15 protein-coding genes are annotated in these 20,241 nt (G+C 35.0%); all 15 read right to left on the bottom strand.

Features of this window, described 5'->3' with window-relative positions; genetic code table 11:
- Positions 1-201 precede the first annotated feature (201 nt).
- Positions 202-1,764, bottom strand: a complete 1,563-nt coding sequence (locus QZU90_RS04385; RefSeq protein ID WP_295608125.1) for a hypothetical protein — start codon at positions 1,762-1,764, stop codon at positions 202-204.
- A gap of 251 nt (positions 1,765-2,015) precedes the next feature.
- Positions 2,016-3,683, bottom strand: coding sequence for a subtype A tannase (locus tag QZU90_RS04380; RefSeq protein WP_296855747.1), 1,668 nt, complete (start codon positions 3,681-3,683; stop codon positions 2,016-2,018).
- Between the two features lie 13 nt (positions 3,684-3,696).
- Positions 3,697-3,831: a hypothetical protein gene (locus tag QZU90_RS04375; protein ID WP_295608128.1), complete on the bottom strand. Its 135-nt coding sequence runs from the start codon at positions 3,829-3,831 to the stop codon at positions 3,697-3,699.
- Positions 3,832-4,254: 423 nt separating this feature from the next.
- Positions 4,255-4,968 (bottom strand): dethiobiotin synthase, encoded by a 714-nt coding sequence (gene bioD / locus QZU90_RS04370; protein ID WP_295608130.1) that lies wholly within the window; start codon positions 4,966-4,968, stop codon positions 4,255-4,257.
- The gene (gene bioB / locus QZU90_RS04365) at positions 4,958-5,938 is read right to left on the bottom strand and encodes a biotin synthase BioB (protein ID WP_295608132.1); all 981 of its coding nucleotides are present in this window, start codon (positions 5,936-5,938) and stop codon (positions 4,958-4,960) included. The genes bioD and bioB overlap by 11 nt, the downstream gene beginning before the upstream one ends.
- A 101-nt stretch (positions 5,939-6,039) precedes the next feature.
- Positions 6,040-6,771: a tRNA (adenine-N1)-methyltransferase gene (locus tag QZU90_RS04360; RefSeq protein WP_295608134.1), complete on the bottom strand. Its 732-nt coding sequence runs from the start codon at positions 6,769-6,771 to the stop codon at positions 6,040-6,042.
- Positions 6,772-7,015: 244 nt separating this feature from the next.
- Positions 7,016-9,520: a DEAD/DEAH box helicase gene (locus tag QZU90_RS04355; protein WP_296855744.1), complete on the bottom strand. Its 2,505-nt coding sequence runs from the start codon at positions 9,518-9,520 to the stop codon at positions 7,016-7,018.
- Positions 9,521-9,714: 194 nt separating this feature from the next.
- The gene (locus tag QZU90_RS04350) at positions 9,715-11,361 is read right to left on the bottom strand and encodes a Mur ligase family protein (RefSeq protein ID WP_295608510.1); all 1,647 of its coding nucleotides are present in this window, start codon (positions 11,359-11,361) and stop codon (positions 9,715-9,717) included.
- 115 nt (positions 11,362-11,476) lie between these two features.
- Complete coding sequence (locus QZU90_RS04345) at positions 11,477-12,973, bottom strand: Mur ligase family protein (protein WP_295608508.1); 1,497 nt, start codon at positions 12,971-12,973, stop codon at positions 11,477-11,479.
- Positions 12,974-13,292: 319 nt separating this feature from the next.
- Positions 13,293-14,528, bottom strand: a complete 1,236-nt coding sequence (locus QZU90_RS04340; protein ID WP_295608506.1) for an aconitase X catalytic domain-containing protein — start codon at positions 14,526-14,528, stop codon at positions 13,293-13,295.
- A 49-nt stretch (positions 14,529-14,577) separates the two neighbouring features.
- Positions 14,578-15,537 (bottom strand): PLP-dependent cysteine synthase family protein, encoded by a 960-nt coding sequence (locus QZU90_RS04335; RefSeq protein WP_295608504.1) that lies wholly within the window; start codon positions 15,535-15,537, stop codon positions 14,578-14,580.
- Between the two features lie 295 nt (positions 15,538-15,832).
- On the bottom strand, positions 15,833-17,134 hold the full coding sequence (locus tag QZU90_RS04330; protein ID WP_296855769.1) for a DHH family phosphoesterase: 1,302 nt from the start codon (positions 17,132-17,134) through the stop codon (positions 15,833-15,835).
- Positions 17,135-17,186: 52 nt separating this feature from the next.
- Complete coding sequence (locus tag QZU90_RS04325; protein ID WP_292788541.1) at positions 17,187-17,585, bottom strand: 30S ribosomal protein S15; 399 nt, start codon at positions 17,583-17,585, stop codon at positions 17,187-17,189.
- Between the two features lie 291 nt (positions 17,586-17,876).
- Complete coding sequence (locus QZU90_RS04320; protein WP_296855740.1) at positions 17,877-18,434, bottom strand: XTP/dITP diphosphatase; 558 nt, start codon at positions 18,432-18,434, stop codon at positions 17,877-17,879.
- Between the two features lie 149 nt (positions 18,435-18,583).
- The gene (locus QZU90_RS04315) at positions 18,584-20,224 is read right to left on the bottom strand and encodes a bifunctional N(6)-L-threonylcarbamoyladenine synthase/serine/threonine protein kinase (RefSeq protein ID WP_296855739.1); all 1,641 of its coding nucleotides are present in this window, start codon (positions 20,222-20,224) and stop codon (positions 18,584-18,586) included.
- Positions 20,225-20,241: the final 17 nt, after the last annotated feature.

Here is a 20,241-nt window from a genome sequence, read left to right as displayed (position 1 = left end):
TAAAAATAGTTTTTAAAAATTTTAATTCTAAAACTCTATTATAAGATTAGACTTTATATTAAATAAATTTTTAATTTTTTTACATTACTAAAAAATATACAATATACAAAAATTTTTCTCTAGGGAAAATTAAAAGAAATAGTTAAAAAATAAATAAAAAGAAAAAAATGAAAAAAATGAAAAATTTAAAATTTCCAAAAATTAATTATATGGATTAGATTCGGTGTAAGCCACTCCATTTACATATAATGTATGGCCATTATAATTAATCTCACCATTATTCTCTAAACTGGATATGTGACTATCACCATCTAATGTCCAGTCAGAACCAGATTCAATAATCACCGCAGTTTGTCCAAAATCATCAGAAGGATTGATGGCTCCGACATAGCTGGTGGAGCTTAGAGTCATGTTCAATGAACTGATTGAATCTACAATTATGTTTCCATCAAGAGTTTCATCTTTTGCATTGAAAGTGAGCTCTCCACCATTGGAACCTACAGTTCCCCATTGGCTTTGACCGGAAACATCCAAGAGAGTTCCACTACCAAAGTTAAGTTCTGTTTTTTCCAAGTTAATGATTGCCTTGGTATTGGTTACATGGAACATCGGTGCAGATTCATAGCAGTCTGAATCAGATAGAATTGACAATACAGAATCCTTTGCAGTGAAAGTTGATGTGCCCACATCAGCGTCTCCACTCATGCTTTGATATATAAATACACCACCTAAATCAACATAGTCCCCGTTATCCTGCCTGTTTCCACCTGCAGCTGCAGACAAGTCACAGTTAGAGAGTTCAATGCTATTTTTACCTTCAATACAAGCTATTTGAGAAACATAAGCAGTACCTATGGAGTTTGCCACAGTTATGTTTCCTGTAGAATAGATTATTGGTGAACCTCTGCCGCTTTGCTTGCTTACACCTGTATTCAATTCACTGTTAGTTACATGAACCTCTCCTTCACCACGATCTGTAGCAAGAGCTGCACAGCTTTGTCCATTTGTATTGATTATTACATTTTTAGCATTGATGATTCCATTGTATGTTGCATCAAGTCCACGAGACTTGTCACTGTATGTGGTAATTTCCACATTTTCAATATTTGCTTCTGTAGTTCCATCTACACTATCTTGGTTAGATGCAGCCATACTTGATGAGTCTCCACCTTCAGAACCTCCATTTGAATCTGACATTTCAGGAGGAGTACCACCATCAGAACCAGTACCACTAGAAGGCATGCTAGGAGGTGTTCCTCCATTAGATGAATCACTTCCAGAGCCACTTGAACTTTCTGCCAAACCATTGCCATCTAAAGCAACATTAGATGAAGAGCTTCCAGAGCTTTCTGCATTTGTTACAAAAATACCATTTGATCCTTTTGAATTTGTAGTTATCTTCACATTTGAAATATCCAAGCTTCCATTTGTATTAACCAAAATCGCTGAATTGATTCCATAGAAGTCCGCATCATCACCAGTGGTACTTGTATCACCTGTTTTATTGATTATTGAATTAGCTAATTTCAATACTCCATTGTTTTTTACTAAAACAGCGTTTTCATCAGAAGATGAACTTGAATACAAACCATTTTCTGCTGAGATCTCTTCTGAGTCAACAACTAAATTTCCCTTATCTTCAAGTGCATTTGCATCAACATTTATTGAAGCCCCATTACCTGCTTGCATATTAATTAATGCAAAGGCACCAGCACAAATTATAATGATTATTGCAATAACTGCAATTAAGATTTTTTTGTTCATAGGAATTAATAACTCCAAACTTACCTATAAGTTTTACTATAGGTATAATTTAAAAAGAAATTAAAATTATCAAAAAATTGAAATTTGAATTGAAATTCCCCTAAAAAATCGTAATCCCACTAGCTATTCAGTAGTTAACTAGTTTAAAGAATATTGTATAAAAATTAGCATAAAGTTTATATTAATGTATAAACAAGTAAAAAAAAAAATTAAAAAAAAGTGAAAAGTGGATAACTAAATATCCACTCATTTTAGTTTAAGCAATTATTCACCCAATTAATGAAATTGGTGGTGGAGTCACCAGTTCTTTCAGCTTGGGTGTGTCCTTGGCCCCATACAGTTGAAAACTCAACGTTATCTTTTCCAACCTTATTTAACACTGCCAAATATAGGTTGACATCTACACATTGAGATGTGTCACCCTGTTCAATACCTGTATTGATTCTCCAATAGTTAGCCACATCAGAGCTTCCCGCCCCATCATAGTAGTCGCATAAGTAATACATTGGATTGTACATGTTTACACGGGTTTCCATAGAATTGTTTAAACTATCTGTTGCTGCCAAATCATTTTTATATTGGCTAGCATAATCAGATGAGTAATCACTGTATTTGGAGTAAGATTCGCCATTATTGTTAAGCAAATCACATAATGTTTTATCGAAATGTGATGAACTGTTTGCATCAATACCAAACAATGCATTTTCAGCTTGAGAACGTTCCAAATCATCAAAAGCAGCTACAGATTTAGATGGGTTTTTGCAATGTTTTACAAAAGCTTCCAAACTAGTGATCTTTGCTGTGTTTGTACTTGCATCATATTCAATCCATGTTTCGTTTCCATTAAGTGAATCTATATAGTCCTGTGCAGTTTCATAACTTGTTGAAGAGTCTGCATCAGTGCTTTCACTTGAAATTTCACCACTCACATTTCCAGAAGGACCCTCACCAGAAAGAGCCCCACCACTCACATTTCCAGAAGGACCCTCACCAGAAGGAGCCCCACCAGATTGCATGTCTCCCATGCCATTGGAACTTGGAGTGTAAGGGAATGTTGTATCATTCAAGAAATTGTTCAATGACTCTTCAGTAACACTTAACATATAGTCATAGTAACTGCCTGAGGCATAAATTCCACTATCGCTTTCATCTAGTGTCAATGTGTTTCCATTCGGATCTTTTAAGCCCAAATCGTTAATGTATTTGGCATATTCTGTTGCCAAATCAGAGCTTAATGCAGCAGTAAAGGAATCTGAACTTCTTGCATATTGTCCCATGTTCCATTCATATGCTCCATCAGCAGTATCCAAATTGGTTATCGGACACCAGCACATTGAACCGTAGATTGCATTTGACAATGCATTTCCATCCTTATCAACCATAGCAGCCCCAATATCCTCCAAATACGGATTATATAATTCACTGTTTCCGGAAGCCCCCATTATTGCAGATTGAGCTCCTCCTCCACTATGGCCAAATGTGAATATTTTCTCATCATCTCCAGGTAATACATCACCATTGAATCTGTAATAGCTTACAGCTGCTTTCAGGTCAACTACACCATCCGGCGCTTCTGCATTGTCTCTTCCTCTGCAACCAGCATCCAAATAGATGAACCCCTCATCAGTGTAGTCTTTAACTTCACCTGCATTGTAGCTTGTAGGTGCTGCACATGATGAATAGCCAGGCGTGTTTACTGGCATAACTATAGGTGCAGAGCCCGCAGTATAATTTCCCACCTGTGCATTTTCATTTACACTACATGTATAAGTTCCATTTGAATTTTTTGTTCCATCAAAGTATTCTCCCGGAACATAGATACCACATGATTCATAAGCAGTATCTTCCGGATTCATACAGTATACAAGTCCAATTTGATAATAAATATTATTTGTTTCATCATATTGCCAATTATTCATGTCTATTGAAAGGTCATTTTGCTAAAACACTTGCATTATATGAAGGCCCATCACCTATAGGCGTTGAACTGCCCATCAGGAAAAAAGCCCCTACAATCACTAGTAGAATAATTATGGCAATTACAAGAAGTTTATGTAATTTTTTCATAATACCACCATAAGTAATAATAATAGCTCCCATTTCATATTTAACCTTTTCTAAGAAAAACCCGTTTTAATCATTTTTTTTATAATAGCATGCATTAAACTTTTAGAATTATATAAGATTATGAGATTTTGACTTTAACATTATTTTAGTTGGAATAGTTAGGAAATCAATTATCTGTGATATAAGTAGGTATATGTAAATGAAGTTTGAGAGCATGTGAAAAAAATTATAAAGGTAAAAAGAAACTAAGCAAGTTTAAAAATTTAGAAAGATATGAAAAGAACTGAAATTTAATAGGAAATTTAATTAAAATTTTTGCATAAGAAACAAGTACAATTTTAATTAAAAGAGAATATAAAATAAAAAAAGAAATTAAGATAAACTATAAAATAATTATAGCTATCTTCAATATAATTAATAGTATTATTTGAAATATGAAATTAGTTCTTTAGTATCTACATTAGGCAGTAAATTTTTATCATTTTGATAAACTTTTGCTATAACTGGAACATTGCAAAGATCTTCAACCATTTTGATATTGTCATTTTCCATAAGTTCATCCTTGTAATTATTCATGATGATTCCACATACATGAACATTCCTGTTTTTGAGATATTCAACTGTGGTGACAATTGAGTTGATGGTTCCAAGTCCAGCATCGGCAATGAGTATAACATCAAGGCCAAGATACTTTATTATGTCCTCAAGCATGATGTTATTCTCATGACCTTTTCCTTCGTAACGTATAGGACAAACTATTCCTCCACTTCCTTCCATCACGATGTAGTCATATTTTTGGGATACCTTTTCATAAGCATCTTTCACTACACTTAAGTCAACAGGATTTCCTTCAATCTGACTTGCAAGATGTGGTGAAACCGCAGTTTCATAAATGTATGGAACCAGGAAATCGGTATCTTCCTCTAAACCAGCCATTGTCAATACTTCTACAGCATCTCCTGGAATTAGATTATCGTTTTCATCCCTCATGGCACCACTTAGAGCTGCCTTAAAGTAAGTGGCATCATATCCATTGTCACGAATATACTTGAGCAATAATCCGGTGACATAAGTTTTCCCAATATCTGTTCCAGTTCCAATTACAAACAGTCCTTTAGACAAAGTATCACAATCCATCTATTGAGTAGGTTATTTCAAAACCCAATTCTTCTAAAAGTTTCAAGTCATTATCCAATTCCACACCTTGAGTGGTTAGCATATTTCCTAAAATTCCAGCATTTGCACCTGACTCAAATGCCTTTCTACCATTGTCTCCTAAAAGCGCTCTTCCACCAGCCATACGAATAAAAGCATCTGGATTGATGAATCTGAAAATAGCAATTATCCTGCAGGTTTCATCATTGGACAATATCTCATTGTTTTCAACAGGGGTTCCCTTTATAGGGTTCAAGACATTTATTGGAATTGATTTGACGCCAAACTCTCTCAATTGAAGTGCCAAGTCAATCCTATCTTCAAAGTTTTCACCCATTCCAAAAATTCCTCCACTGCAGATCATGACGTTTTCATCATGAATCATTTCTATAGTGTCAAGCTTTTCATCATATGAGTGAGTTGTGCAGATTTCCTTGAAATAATTTCTTGAGCTTTCCAAATTATTATGGATTCTATCCACACCCACTTCATTTAATGTTGAAATCTGGTCTTTTGTTAAAAGTCCTAATGAAACGCAGATTTTAATATCACTGTTTTCCTCTTTCAACTCTTCAATGAGTTCAGACATTATTTCAAAGTCCTTTTGAGTCACTTTTCTGCCTGAAGCAACATAGGATATCCTTTTGAATCCAGAATTGTAAATAGCCAATGACCTTTCCTTCAATTCATCTTTGGATAGAAGCGGATAGGTTTCTATATCCGTATCATAATGATTTGATTGCGCACAGAACTTGCAGTTTTCACTGCATCTGCCGCTTTTTACATTGATTAACATACAAGCATCGAATTTGTTTCCACAGAATGACTTTCTTATTTCATTTGCTGCGCTTGTCAAATCTTCCAATGGAACATCAATGAGATTCATTGCATCTTCCTTAGTGATTTTGTAATCATTCAACACCTTGTCTTTTAACTCATTCACATCAAACATGATACCACATAAACATTACAATTGTTATAAAAATTAACTGTTATAATTAATAAGAATATAAATCTTAAAATTAAAAAATATTTTATTTAGAAAAAAATTGCCTAAAGCTTTCTAGCAAAAACCAAATAACCGCTATGACCAACCATTCTTGTTTTTGGTCTGGTTCCTTGAGGTCTTATTTCCATTTCTCTCTCAAGAGTTTCAAGGATTGTAAGATCTCTGAATCCTAATTTCTTTGCAATTCTATAAGCTGTTTCAGCTTGGTCTATATATGGAGCATAAACCGCTAACCATCCTCCAAGCCGCAATGCCTTTTTAACATCTTCAAAAATCTCAAATGGCTTTGGAAGGTCTAGGAAAACCAAATCTATTTCCTCTTCATCGATTCCATCCTTGATGTTTTGGTTTTTGACTTCAATGTTCTTTATTCCAAAATCATCAATGTTCTTTTTGGCGACTTCCGCAAAGTCCTCCCTTATCTCATAGGTGAAGACTTTACCTTTTTCTCCAACAACATTTCCGAAGTTCAATGCAATTGCTCCTGCACCTGTACCTGCATCTATAACTCTGTCTCCGGAACCAAGTCCAGTGCGAGCAAGAACGGTTCCAATATCCTTTTGGATAAGAATGGAACATCTTCTGTCCATTAAGTCAATGAAATCATTTACAGTTGGCTTAATGACTTTAAACTCCTTATTTAAATGAGTGATTATTGTATCACCAATAGTAGCTCTTTCCATTTGCTCTTTTTTAATAATACCTAAATCAGTTTGGAACTCTCTATCTTCCTTGATTAAGTATTTTTTTCCTCTTTCATCCATTAAAATCTTCAAATAATCACCATCTAAATGAAATTTGTAAAAGTAATTGAAAATAAAAATTATGTAAAAATTGTTATGAAAATTATTTTATTAAATTTTTAAATAATAGTATTTTAAACTAATAGTTATTTTTAGCATTTATTATATTTAATAATTATTTAAAATAAGAATAATTTTTTTATCAATTAAACTAGCATGCAAAAAATTAAAATGAGAAAAATTTAAAAAAAATAGAAAAAATAAAGAAACCTAAGAGTTATTTAAGTTTCTTTTGATTGTCATCTTTTTTGAAGTAGAGATACTTGCCTTCAACAACTTCTCTAATGTTCTTGGCTGTTTTCTTACCGATTCCTTCAACTTCCTGCAATTTTTTCTCATCAGCTTCCAAAACCGCTTTGACTGAACCGAAATGTTCCAATAACCTTTTTGCATGAACAGGCCCAATGTTTGGCAATGATTCAATGATGAACAATTGCTGTTCCCAAAGGTTTTGAGGTTTTCTTTCTGTTCTGATTTGAATGCTACGCTTTTCACCTTTTTGCTCTCTGATTGCAATTCTCTTAAGCATTGCAGCTGTGTCTTCTGCAGTTCTTGTTGGAATGATGCTGATGCCATAATCGAGTGCAATTGATGTCATGGCTCCTCTAATTGCATTCGGATTGATGAATCCTGAGTAAAAATCATCTCCTTCAAGAATCATGATTGGCTTTTTAAACTCTTCCATCATCATTCTTGCCTGCTTGAACAATCTCTTATCAACAATGGAATCTACAAAGTCCTTAGCGGTTTTTCTCTCTATCGCAACCTCTTCACTTACTTGATAATCTGCAACAGCCATTGTATTTACTTTAACCTTAACGCCAATGGTATCCAATGCCCTTATGACTTTTGAGTTTCCTTCTCTTGTATCAACATAAACAACTAATTCCTGATTTTGAGGACTTTTGGTAAGTTCTTCATAAATAGCATCCTCTAAAGCCTGTTCCTCTTTAGCTTCCTTTTCCTTGATCTCTTTCAACTTGCTTTCATTCTCATTTTCCAAATCGATTTCTTCGATGTCCTCATCACTGACTTCCTCTTCCAATGAATCATCAATATCAGAAGTGACTGGTTCCTCTACAATTGATTTTTCCTTTTTGCCTAAGACCTTAGCGGTACGTTCAGCTTCAATCTTTTCAGCAGCATTGAGCTTTAACTCTTCAATAGCTTCCTGTGTTGCAAGCTGTGTCTTCATTCTAGACTCCCTTCTAACGCTGGTCCAGTAATAACCTTCATCAATTGTCTTTTTGGTTATCAATACCTTCATCCTACCAGAGGATTTACGTCCGGTTCTTCCTCTTCTTTGAATCATACGGATTTCAGAGGGAACCGGTTCATATAAAATAACCAAATCAACTGCAGGGATATCTATACCCTCTTCTGCAACACTTGTAGAAATCAAAACATCATAATTTCCTGTCTTAAATGATTTGATAATGTTTTTCTGTTCCTTTTGAGTCAATCCTTTCTTTCCGTCACTGGTTCCCTGACCATAGAATCTGACACTTTTGATTCCTTCTTTCTCACATCTTTCATGAATCATGTCTAAAGTATCTCTGAATTGTGTAAACACTATGATTTTAGGGCTGTCCTCATTTTGGCCATCTTCCCTTAGAGATTTCAATCTTGTTTGACCATCCAAACCTAATTCCAATTTAAGAAGCTCTATGAGTTTTTTCATTTTAGGATGCTCGAGTCCATATTCCTCTGCCTCTTTTGCAAGATAAACCGCTTTTGAAAAGTTTGGATCAAGCAGGATATTCTTCGCAGCTCTTGTAGTTTTCTTTCTGAGCCTTCCAACATAATCATTGAATGGGGCTACTCCCTGACTTTCCAATAATCCTAATGCATGCTGCAAGTTGATGACAGCAGATAAAATGGATATTGCCTGGAAACATTCCTTAGGAGGATTTACAGATTGGCCTATTCTCCTTTGAACCTTAGACCTTGCCTTCAATATATCCCTTTTATTTACAGACACTGTGTTGATGATTCCTAAATCCTTCAGTCCTTTCAGACGAACCTTCAATGCCTTGTTTACCAAATCCCTAATCTTTTCAAGACGAGGCCCCATTTCCACCTTAATCCAGTCAATATTGATTGGATTGAAATATGGCTTTACATCTGGGTCTTCTTCAGTCTTGATAGTGATATCCTGAATGAAAAGGTTTTCACAAACTTCCTTAATCTTGTTCTTGTCATGCCCTGGAGAAGCGGTAAGCCCTAAAATAAGATGGTTTTGACATTCCTTGACATATCTGGAAGCGAGGTAAACATAGGAGTAGGAACCTACTGCATGGTGACATTCATCAAAAACAACTAGGGAAACATCATCTAAACTGTACCTTTCATTCAATAAGTCTGATTCAACGGTTTGTGGTGTTGCACAAATAACTTGGGATTCCTTCCATCGTTTTTCCCTCTCATCTATCTTTACAGCACCAGTAATTGAAGTGCAAGGAACGTTTAAAAAGTGCTTGAAATTTTCCTCGTGCTGTATGGTTAATGGTTTACTTGGAGCTAAAATAAGAATTTTTGATCCTTTGAATTTCTGAAGCCTATCTGCAGCTACGAGTATTGCAATGATTGTCTTACCTAAAGCTGTTGGAGCTACAATCATTGTATTTCCATTCTTAAGTACATCTGCTGCTAAAACCTGTTGATAAATCCTGGCTTCTGCTGAATTCGGCCTAATTAAAGGATGTTCAATATAAGTAACCATGAAATAATATATGTATTTAGATATTATTTAAATATTTATAGAGAGCAGTTGAAAATTAATCAACTGAATATAATCTTGATTTAAAACAAAAATAAAAGTAAAATCAAAAAAGAATTAAAATAAAAATAATAAAAGAAAATCAAAGAATAAAAATAAACTAAAAGTAAAATAAAAAAAGAATGGATTAAAAGCATTTAATCCTTATCGCATAATTCACTAATAGCTGAATTGAATTTAAATGCAGCTTCACCAATAGCTATAACAATGTTTGCATCAGTTTTTAAAGCTGCCTTGACACCTTCAACCACTTGCTCTTGGTTAGCTCCTAAAGTAAAATTAGAAGCTTGCTCAGGTGCATCTTCAGTGAAAACAAAGGTTTTCTCTAAAGTTTCATAATCAAAATCAGCATTTCCTTCCTTTGCAGATGCCAATAATTCATCTACAACAAGTCTTGAATCGTGAGATGCTGGAACGATATATTTGACATTATCCAAAGCCTTTTCTAAAATCTCAATGTCTCCTTCATGACCAGACTCAGAAGTTACTGTAATGACAACAGTTGTATCACCATAGATTTTAGTGATTTCCTTTAATACTGTTTCCACACCTGCGGGATTATGAGCATAATCAACCATAATGGTTTTATCTCCAACTTTACCCATTATCTCCATTCTTCCAGCGGTTCCCTTAAAGCTTAAAAGCCCTTTTTGAATCTCTTCATCGGAGAGCTTCAAGAATCTTCTAGCTGCAATGATTGCTCCAACTGCATTGTAAACATTATGCAATCCATCAAGGGAAATGGTGAAATCAGTTTCTCCTTCAGGAGATTCAAGAGTGAATGTTCTGTCATTTAGAGAAATGTTTTTAGCCAAATACATTGGCTTTTCATACTTTATGCCACATTCACATTCAAATGTTCCGCATCCGGAAATAAGCTCATTTATTTCAATTTCTCTGCCACACCAACATGGCTTGGTTGAAACTCTGCATGGCTCATCTTCAAGACCAAAGCTGATTGCATCACCTTTAAAGTCAATTTCCTTGAATAATCCTACAATTGTTGGATCATCACTGTTGTAAATCAAGGTACCATCATTCTCTTCAATACCTTTTACAAGCTCTCCTTTGACTTTAGCATACTCTAAAAAGCTTCTTGTAATGAAGTCTGTTTCGTCATTTTCGTGAGGGTCTTGCAAGTGGTCAACTGTAATGTTTGTCAAGATTCCAAAATTGGCATGGGTCAAGTCAATGATAGACTTTAAGCCACCTGGTGTGCCGTCAGTACCTGTCTCTAAAATAGCCAAATCACCATTCAATCTTGTTTGGAGTGATGGGATGAATTCATTGTTACCTTGCATGCCTTTCAAATTATGTTCACAAGGATTGATGCCTGCAGAATATGCAATATGCTTTAAAAGAGTTGTTGTAGTGGTCTTTCCATTGGTTCCACCTATGCACATTACAGGCTTTTCTGGTGTGAATAGCTTAAAAATGTCTCCAAGCTCAATGATTTTAATGCCTTGATTAGAGGCCATATCTAAAACCTTTGCATTCTTAGGCATGCTTGGAGGGGGAACGATGAAATCTATTTTCCTAAAGAATTCTTCAGGATGACCTCCGAAGAATATTTCTATGTCATAGCCTTCAAATGAAGAGTGGAATCTGCAATCCTCTTTAGATGAAATATCTGTTCCAACAACAGAATAGCCTCTATCCATAAGGATTCTTGCAACCAAGTTTCCTACAACTCCACAAACACCAATTACACCAAAGGTTTTATTTTCCAAATCCAATGAAGCCAATTCTTCATCAGACATGGAAGAGAGCTCTAAACTATTCAATTTAACACCTTCATGAAAAGATAAAAATTAATTAAAAAAAGAAAAATATCATTACTCCATAATAGAGGAAAAATTTTTGGTTAAGGTTTTGCGTTGCCGGAGGCAACGGAAAAGCTTAATCGTATTTTTTACAGCCTTCTTCCAAACCAGTCACTATTTTTTCCATGATTCCTTCAGGATCCTGCATGAGTTGTGGTCCTAAGTGAAGGATAGTGTCTCCAGGTTTAGAATATTTAATGGCTAGTTCTGCACCTTCTTCCATGGTTCCTGCAATTACCTTGACTGCATCAGAGTCTACTGCAGCATCAAGCAATTCCTGAGCAGGTTCCAAGTCAACTCTTTGGTAAACCTCATTGAATCCAGTTGCCACCATTACATCAGCATACTTACCCATAAGCTTACCGGTTTCCTTCTTATCCCTATAAGTTGAAGTATCAAAGTTATCAAGCAATAGAACAAGACTTCTATCACCTAAGAAGTCAAGCGCAGCAGTAATACCTTCAATTAAGTAGGAAGCATCAATGTAAACTTCCCTGCCGTTGTAGTCTCCAATGTATTCCATATGAACTGAAAGTCCTTTGAAGTTTGCAAGGCCTTCCTTGATGATTTCTACAGGCAATCCATAAGCCATTGCAATAGCTGTTGCAGCAACTGCATTTTCATAGTAATAGCTCATCATATGGAAATCAGAGGTAAAATTACCTTTTTTAAGTTCATTGGATTTGTTTCTAAATTTATAAGCGATATCAATAGCGCCTTTTGCACTATCACCAATAAAATTACATACTTGCCCTTCACCAATAGCAACTTCCTCAAAGTTTGCTACCTTATCAAAGTATTCGGATTTTTTGGATGGGTCGTATCCAGGTAAATCTTTAACCATTGCGTAAAAGATTGCATCAGGTCTTGCTTCTTTTACAGTGTCTTTACAATGAATGCTTGTAATGAAGTTTTCACTATTTTTAGCAATGAACATTTTTCTTTGAGTGTAAAGCTCCATTGAACCTCCAAACTCAGACAAATGCTCTTCATAAATATTCAAGAGTGCACCCACCTTAAGCTGAAGTTCAGCCATTAATCCTGCAGTACCATGAGGAAGTTCCAAAACAGCAATGTCTGATTTTTCTGGAATTCCTTTAATGATTCCATCAACAATGACTTCACTAACAAGGTTTTGGGTCATTGAGGAACAGATCCAAACTTGATAGCCAGCGGTTCTAAATATTTCAGTTACCATATGGGTGGTACTGGTTTTACCTACACTACCTGTGATTCCAATAATGTCAATATCGATGAAGCTATCTGCCAATCTTCCAAAATCATCGTTGGAAAAGACATTGAGATTAGCTTCTTTTATGATTTTATAAGCTGGAGCATTTTCAGGTACAGTTGGAGATAAGTAAACTGTATCGATTCCATCAAGATTTGGTTCAAATACCCCTAAATCTAATTCAACTCCTTCGCTTTCCATAAGTCTTAAAGTCTTTTGAACATCCATGTGGAAGTCTTCAATTTTCTTTGGGTCGGTTATCTTTACCGTGTGGCCAGCATAGTTTAATAATCTTGCAACAGGACGACCTGCATTTCCTGCTCCTACAACAATAACATTCATTAATTAACACTCCTTGAAGGTTTATGTAATTTTATTAGAATTTTAAATAATTTTTTTCAATTTACAAATCATTTTGTCAAAAATATAAGCTAGTGAATGATTCATAAATGATTCATAAATTTATATGATATTATTTATAATTTTTATATAACTTAAAGTTTATTAAAAAAAGATGGGAAAATAAATTCCTGTACACTAAAATTTATTAAAAAAATTAAGCAAAATAGGATAAAATTAATAAAAAATAGTTATGATTGAAATTAATAATAAAAATAAAAATTAATTGAAAAATAAGAAAAAAAGAGAAGAAAAAATAGATTTATTCAAAATCTAATAGGTTTTCAATGTCATTGTAGATAACTTTCAATCCACACATTGAAGGGACATAATTAGCTGCCTTTGCAGAGTTTACTCCAATCACTTCATAGCCCATTTGCTCTATTGGAGCAACTACCATGCAAGTGTCACAGCAGATCTTACCTCCTGCATTCTCAATGGCATCAAGATAACCTAAACGTTTAGCAGCTTCCTTAATGTTTATTGAAGTGCAAACCCAAAGCTCATTTTTAATCTTTTTGCCTTTGACTATTTCTGCAACTTCCTTAACTTCCTCTAGGGAAGCATGTGGACAGCCTAAGCATACAAGGTCTGCATATCCTTCTGCACTGCTAAGTTTTTCTCTTGTTTCGATAATATTATCTTTAGTGATAGTTATTTTGTCTTCTACATTTCCAATGTCAGCAAACTTGTACTCTGGAGTGATGTCTTCAACATGGTATAAAGCCACTGCACCAGAAGATGCAAGCGCTGCACCAAGTGCTTTCAGATTACCGTTTTCTATCTTGTAAGGCTTGTTTTGCATCTTGAAATAAGGAACTCCATCCTTAACCACTTGGCCCACTGCATATCCTAAAGCGCCAAAATCGGCCCTTTCAAGTTCACATTCAACATCAACAAGCAAGCTAGCGGTTCTGTTTTCATCCAAATGGAATCCATATAATGGGGTCTTACCTACAATAGCTGCAGCCAATGCTCCAGGACCTCCTTCACGATTGGTTCTTGCACCTATTACAGAGTTTACATAAGCAACTGCAGAGGATTCAGACCATGAAACATGGTCGCCGAATCTTGGAACGTTTCCAATCAAATAAGGAGTGCATGTACAGGTAGTGCTTATTCCAAGCGCTCCATAAGCATTGCAGATATCAACTTGCTTTTTAGCGAACTCTGGAGGAAAACCGAAATCTTCCCAATTGTCAAGATCAGTTCCTGCAGGGTTAAGAGTTGCAGATATTGTTGCAATTCCACTTTTATCGCTTATTGTACCATTTTCATTATAAATGATTTCAGCAGTTCTAGCCAAGTCTTCAAGATATTCAAGACCTGCTTGGCCTATGGTCTTATAGGATACTCCAGACACTTGAGCAGACTTGATGTCTACGAATTTCTCTGCACCGTAAATGTCTCCTAATGCAATTAAGATATCCATACTCTTTCTAATGGTTTCTCCATATTCACCACTAGCCATCTTTTCTTCTTCTTTAGTTAAAAACATGAAATTCCCCTTTTCTATGAAATTTTGTGAAATTAATATGCAGTTTTAGTTAAATAACTTCAAAACCTATAAGCTTGATATGATTGGAAATCAATTTAGAATCTTCATCAATAGGTTCAGACAATTTGGTTGTTATGTACTTCTTGTTGTCATCTGGGAAGACTGTTGCAATCTTCAAGTCATCATTGTCCATAATAACACTTGCCAAGAAGTTTGCACCACTGGAAATACCTATTCCTAATCCTAATTCCTGAGCAATTCTTTTAGACATGTTTATTGCATCACAATCATGAATCAAAACAATATCATCAATCAATTCCTCATCAACGATTCCTGGAATAAAGTCATCACCAATACCTTCAATCAAATGGCTTCCTTCATCCATTCCCATCTTAAGAATGGATAATGTGCTTGGTTCCAATGCAAAGACTTTAGCATCAGGATTATGATCCTTTAGTCTTTTACCGATTCCCATAAGTGTTCCACCGGTTCCGATTCCTGAAACAAATGCATTGACATCTGGAAGGGCATCAATGATTTCTTGACCTGTTTTCATATATTGGGCTTCCACATTCAATTCATTGTCAAACTGAAGAGGCTTATAAGCGCCAATTTCATCTGCAAAATCATCTACAAGTTCAAGAGCTCCTTTAAAACCACCATCTTCTCTGGATACAAGATGAACCTCTGCACCATACATCTGAATAAGTTTCCTTCTTTCAAGAGATACCCAATCAGGCATGAATATATGCACATCATGACCTAATAGCGCTCCAATTGCACTGAAAGCAATTCCAGTGTTTCCGCTTGTAACCTCTATGATAGGTTGGCCATCCTTTAAGTTTCCTCTTTCCTTTTCCTTTTGGATAATGTACAATGCTATTCTGTCTTTAATGCTTCCAGAATAGTTGTAATATTCAACTTTAGAATAAATGCTTCCTTTTTTGCCTTCATATTCATAATCAATCTTAATCATTGGGGTATTGCCAACTAATTTATCAACATTCATAAGATTCCACCAATCAATAATAAAATAATATTAGCAATGATAATAATCATTAGTAAATTAATAAAATTCGTGATTAATTAAATTTTTTAATTAATAGAAATTAATATAACACTATTATTTTTGTATTTTAATTATAAAATACTTTTTAAAAAAATAGGCTAAAAAATTGTATATTAAAGAAAAATTTGTAAAATAGTTGATTATGAAAAAGTTAAAAATAGAAAACTCATGAAAACTTTTTAAAAATTTGATTAAAAAAAGAAATTGATTAAAAAAATAATAGCTAAGAATTATCTTAACTATTTAATTGAGCTTCAATAGCTTGGTCAACTAAATGTAAGAATTGATCCTTAGCTTCATAGGGTATCATAGCACCAGCTGCGATATCGTGTCCACCACCTTGCCCGCCAAAGTTAACTGCGACTTCGCTTAAAGCTTTGCCTAAATTAACTCCACGTGCAACCATTGGTCGTGTTGCCCTGCCGGAAACCTTAATGTCCTTATGAAGTCTTGATAATCCTAAAATAGGCTTATCATCATTTAAGATTTTAGCAGACATGCCAACACCTGCAATTGTCCCCATAATGCTTTTAAGAACCTTATCCTCACTGTAAAGGTATTGAATGTAATTCAATTGTTGGGCGCCTTCACGGCTAATCCAATCAAAGCCTTTGGTAAGGTCGTTCCTATAAGTCTTTTGGAGATTAAGAGCCTTATCTAAAGCTTCCTCTCTCTCACCAAGAACAATACTAAGTGCTAATCCATATTCCTTGTTTTTACCACAAGCATCCAAGATTGCAGAATACTCCTCTAAATTACGTAAGACTGGATGTTCACGAGGAACACTGTAAACATCCCCAAATATTTGAGGATTAACCTTTACAAGTTCATCTTTAACAACATCCTTTTCCTCATCTTCCAATTCAATGAACTTAATACCATAGGAAACACCCATTTTTTCAAGGAGTTCCTGTGATTTCTCCAAACTACCAGTTAAGCCTGGAAGTGGGGGATTTAATGTATAAGCAATTGATTTGAATAAAGGCTCTTGTGCTTTAGAGACTATCTTTAAGTCTTCATGGATTTCTAAATTGCCTGCTTCCATACCATCCTTCAAGATTAATTGGTTTACACCAACAAATCTGTTCTGGCACTGCATATCGCCAAATGCTCCAATAAGCGCCATATATGCCAAATGCTTTTTGTCCATGTCTCTAACTGACAAATAGCTAGACCCTGCACCACTTATTTCACGACTTCCGTCAACACCAAATAAGTGTGGGTTTACATGAACAAGATTGTCTTTAGGTTCATGAGCGCTTGGCTGGTGATGGTCTGCAACAATAACATCAGCCTTTAGAGAATTAAGTTGCTTGATACAGGCACTGCCCATATCTGAAAAAACATACAATTCATATTTTTCCTTTGCAACATCCCTAATTACATCAGCCTTAAGGCGAGGAACAATTGTTATGTGGAATTGTCCTCCCTCTTCCTTAATGGCATTAGCTATAATACCTGCTGATGACAATCCATCAGCATCATTATGAGAAATTAATCTAATAATGTTATCATTTTCGATATGCTTCTTTAGCATATCAGAAGCATCACATCCTCTACTTAATAGAGAATCAAATTTTTCATTATCTCTATTTAACGAGAAGTGCTGCTTTTGTTGGATCGTATCTCCATCCTTCTGGTAATTGACCATTCTTTGCATAGTATCTACCTAATCTACGGATTCTAGATTCAATGATAGTTAATCCTCTTTTACCATGAAGGTCTTTTGGGTTTTCTTCTAAGTGATCTCTGATATTTACTGCTCTTCTGATTAAATTCATTAAATCTTCAGGGTACTCTTCAGCTTGACCGTTTCTTTTTAAGATTTGGGTAATTTTTTCACCAGTGACTTCTTTTACACTAGGAATACCGTATTGGTCTCTTAAAATTACTCCGATTTGACTTGCAGATTTACCTTCTCTTTTGAATTTTACAATAAATTCTTCGATTTCTTCGTTACTATATGCGATCCATTCTGGTCTTGCCATAAATATCCTCTCCAATAAGTTTTTTGATTATTTATAGTAAGGTCCTTTGTAAAATAATTATTAATGAAAATATCATGCTATAAAAGTATTTTAAAAATCATTCTTTAAGCAATAATCATTAAAAAATTATTTTAAATTCATTTTTGAAAAAACCTTTAAAAAATTACCAATAGCCAAACAAAATAAAAATAATAAGTTTCAAATTTCATCAATTAAACTAGAATAAAACAGCCAATCTTAGATAAAATTGCCTATTATAATTTTGTCAATTAAAAAATATTTAAAAATTTATTATTCATCATCTTGGTCTACATACCAATTGATAAATTTTTCTAAAGAATTTCTTCTATGTGAAAACTGGTTTTTCTCTTCTGTAGTAAGTTCTCCAAAGGTTTTACCTTCTTCAGGCACTAAAAATAGTGGATCGAATGCAAAACCAAGATTTCCTCTTTCTTCAAAAGCTATTTGACCTTCGACACGCCCTAAAAAGACCTTGGGCTCAGAATTGGGTGTGCAATAGCCAATAACTGACCTGAATTCAGCGTATCGATCATCAACTCCATCCATAAGTTTTAATATGTTTTGGTTTCCAAGTGAATTCTGTACAAATTTTGAGTAAGTTCCTGGAAAACCATTTAAAGCTCTTATGAATAAACCAGCATCTTCAACAATCACAGAGCGATTCAACTCTTGGCAAGCATATTTAGCACCGAATTTTGCTACATCCTCAAGAGTTCCTTGAGGTTCCATGTAACCTAAATCAATATGCTCAAGTTCAACACCAAAAAGTTTGAAAATATTCTCTGCTTCTATTACTTTATGTTCGTTCCCAGTTATAAATGTTATCATAGTTTTTATTATATAAAAAAGTTTTAATATATTTATCTGAAAAATTAGAACAAAATGAAAAATAAAAAAAATCAGTGAAGTTAAACACTGTCATCAAGGAAAAAATTTTGGTCAAGGTTTTGCACCCCTAAAGGGTGGAAAAGCTTGTGTTAGTGGGTATACCTTCCTCTGCCTTCAATTTCTGCTATCTTATTTGCCATTTTAGACTGATTATTGGAATCATAAGCTTCTAAAATCCAATCAAATGTTTGAATGGCTATATCATAATCAATGCTTTGGAATGATTTCTTTAAAACCAGTAGATCTGCTGCCTTATCTTCCAAAAGGTCAGAGTATTTTCCAAGGCCAAAGTCAAAAATAGCTAGATTTTCTGTGATATTATCTAAATCATCATCAATCAAAATCATGTTTGAACCTGTCAAGTCACCATGGATAATATCACCATCATGGAATGCCTTGATGTTTTCACCAATTGCGATAGCCAATTCCCTTCTTTTATCCTCTCCAATATTATGCATGATATCCTTCACTAAAGATCCATTGATCTTTTCCATGACAATTGATTTGTCTTCAAAGTCAACATCATATAAAACAGGAGCTCTGACACCAGTCTTTTTAACATCAGACAATATTTTTGCTTCACTTTTGGTTCTGAGCTTCCTGATTTTATTGTCAATTTCAGGAATCCTATAGGATTTGGAAACCCTATTTTTTACAATGGCTTCCCTTCCAAGCCAAGTTGCTTCGTAAATATCAGATTCCGCTCCTTTAGCTCTAAGCTCTTCAGGCAAGTTCAACTTATATTTTGTATTGTCAACCCATGGAGCATCCACTTCGTCTGTTCTGAATCTTTGAATGATACTTGTATCCTCTATTCTTAGTGGACCATAGGCCTTATACATCAATTGGCCAAGCCATGCAATCATTACACCATTGTCTCCAGAGTATTTCATTTCAGGCATATAGAATTTTGCATAGTGCTCTTCTGCCATTATCTGCATCATTTCCCTAAGTCTGCTGTTTGCAGAAACTCCTCCGCACAATAGAACCTCGTCCTTCTCTGTATGTGCAAGTGCCCTTTCTGTCACTTCAACAAGCATTGCAAATGCAGTTTCCTGAAGACTGTAGCAAATGTCCTCAATCCTTTCTCCATTTTTATGTGCTCTAAGTGCTGCACTGAGCAAACCTGAAAATGAGAAATCCATACCTTTTACAACATAAGGCAAGTCAATGTATGAACCTTCCTTAGCGAGTTTTTCAACAACTGGCCCTCCAGGATGTCCAAGACCGGTTTCACGACCGAAATGATCAAGGCAGTTACCAATGGCTATATCCAAGGTTTCACCAAAGATCCTGTATCTGCCGGATTCATAAGCAATCACCTGACTGTTTCCACCACTTACATAAAGGGTTACTGGATTACGGGCACCAGTGTCCAATTTTCCTATTTCAACGTGACCAATGCAATGGTTTACACCAACGATTGGAACATTAAGGCTCAATGCAAGTGTTCTTGCAGAAGTGGCTACAGTTCTAAGCGCAGGGCCAAGACCTGGACCTTGTGAAAAGGATATGAAATCAATATCCTTATAGCTAAGGCCTGCCTCTTCCATAGCTTGTGGGATGAGTTGAGGAATCCATTTGGCATGATGTTCAGCTGCCTCTCTTGGATGTATGCCTCCCTCTTCTGGATACAATTGCTTTCCAGCCATAGCCAATACATTGCCTTCACTGTCAACAATGCCTATTCCAGTCTTTTCTGCAGTCCCTTCAATTCCTAAAGATATCAATTTCAATGCACCATTTA

It is taken from the genome of uncultured Methanobrevibacter sp. (assembly GCF_902784195.1).
Lineage (GTDB): Archaea > Methanobacteriota > Methanobacteria > Methanobacteriales > Methanobacteriaceae > Methanobrevibacter.
The sequence above is the reverse complement of the archived record's forward strand: the minus strand, read 5'-3'. Positions and strand labels throughout refer to the sequence as shown.

Bases quoted from the DNA above. Each gene is read 5' to 3' on its own strand.
- QZU90_RS04385 (WP_295608125.1), bottom strand. From the start codon at position 1,764: ATGAACAAAAAAATCTTAATTGCAGTTATTGCAATAATCATTATAATT.
- QZU90_RS04380 (WP_296855747.1), bottom strand. From the start codon at position 3,683: ATGAATAATTGGCAATATGATGAAACAAATAATATTTATTATCAAATT.
- QZU90_RS04375 (WP_295608128.1), bottom strand. From the start codon at position 3,831: ATGAAAAAATTACATAAACTTCTTGTAATTGCCATAATTATTCTACTA.
- bioD (WP_295608130.1), bottom strand. From the start codon at position 4,968: ATGGATTGTGATACTTTGTCTAAAGGACTGTTTGTAATTGGAACTGGA.
- bioB (WP_295608132.1), bottom strand. From the start codon at position 5,938: ATGTTTGATGTGAATGAGTTAAAAGACAAGGTGTTGAATGATTACAAA.
- QZU90_RS04355 (WP_296855744.1), bottom strand. From the start codon at position 9,520: ATGGTTACTTATATTGAACATCCTTTAATTAGGCCGAATTCAGCAGAA.
- QZU90_RS04345 (WP_295608508.1), bottom strand. From the start codon at position 12,973: ATGAATGTTATTGTTGTAGGAGCAGGAAATGCAGGTCGTCCTGTTGCA.
- QZU90_RS04340 (WP_295608506.1), bottom strand. From the start codon at position 14,528: ATGTTTTTAACTAAAGAAGAAGAAAAGATGGCTAGTGGTGAATATGGA.
- QZU90_RS04335 (WP_295608504.1), bottom strand. From the start codon at position 15,537: ATGAATGTTGATAAATTAGTTGGCAATACCCCAATGATTAAGATTGAT.
- QZU90_RS04330 (WP_296855769.1), bottom strand. From the start codon at position 17,134: ATGCTAAAGAAGCATATCGAAAATGATAACATTATTAGATTAATTTCT.
- QZU90_RS04325 (WP_292788541.1), bottom strand. From the start codon at position 17,585: ATGGCAAGACCAGAATGGATCGCATATAGTAACGAAGAAATCGAAGAA.
- QZU90_RS04320 (WP_296855740.1), bottom strand. From the start codon at position 18,434: ATGATAACATTTATAACTGGGAACGAACATAAAGTAATAGAAGCAGAG.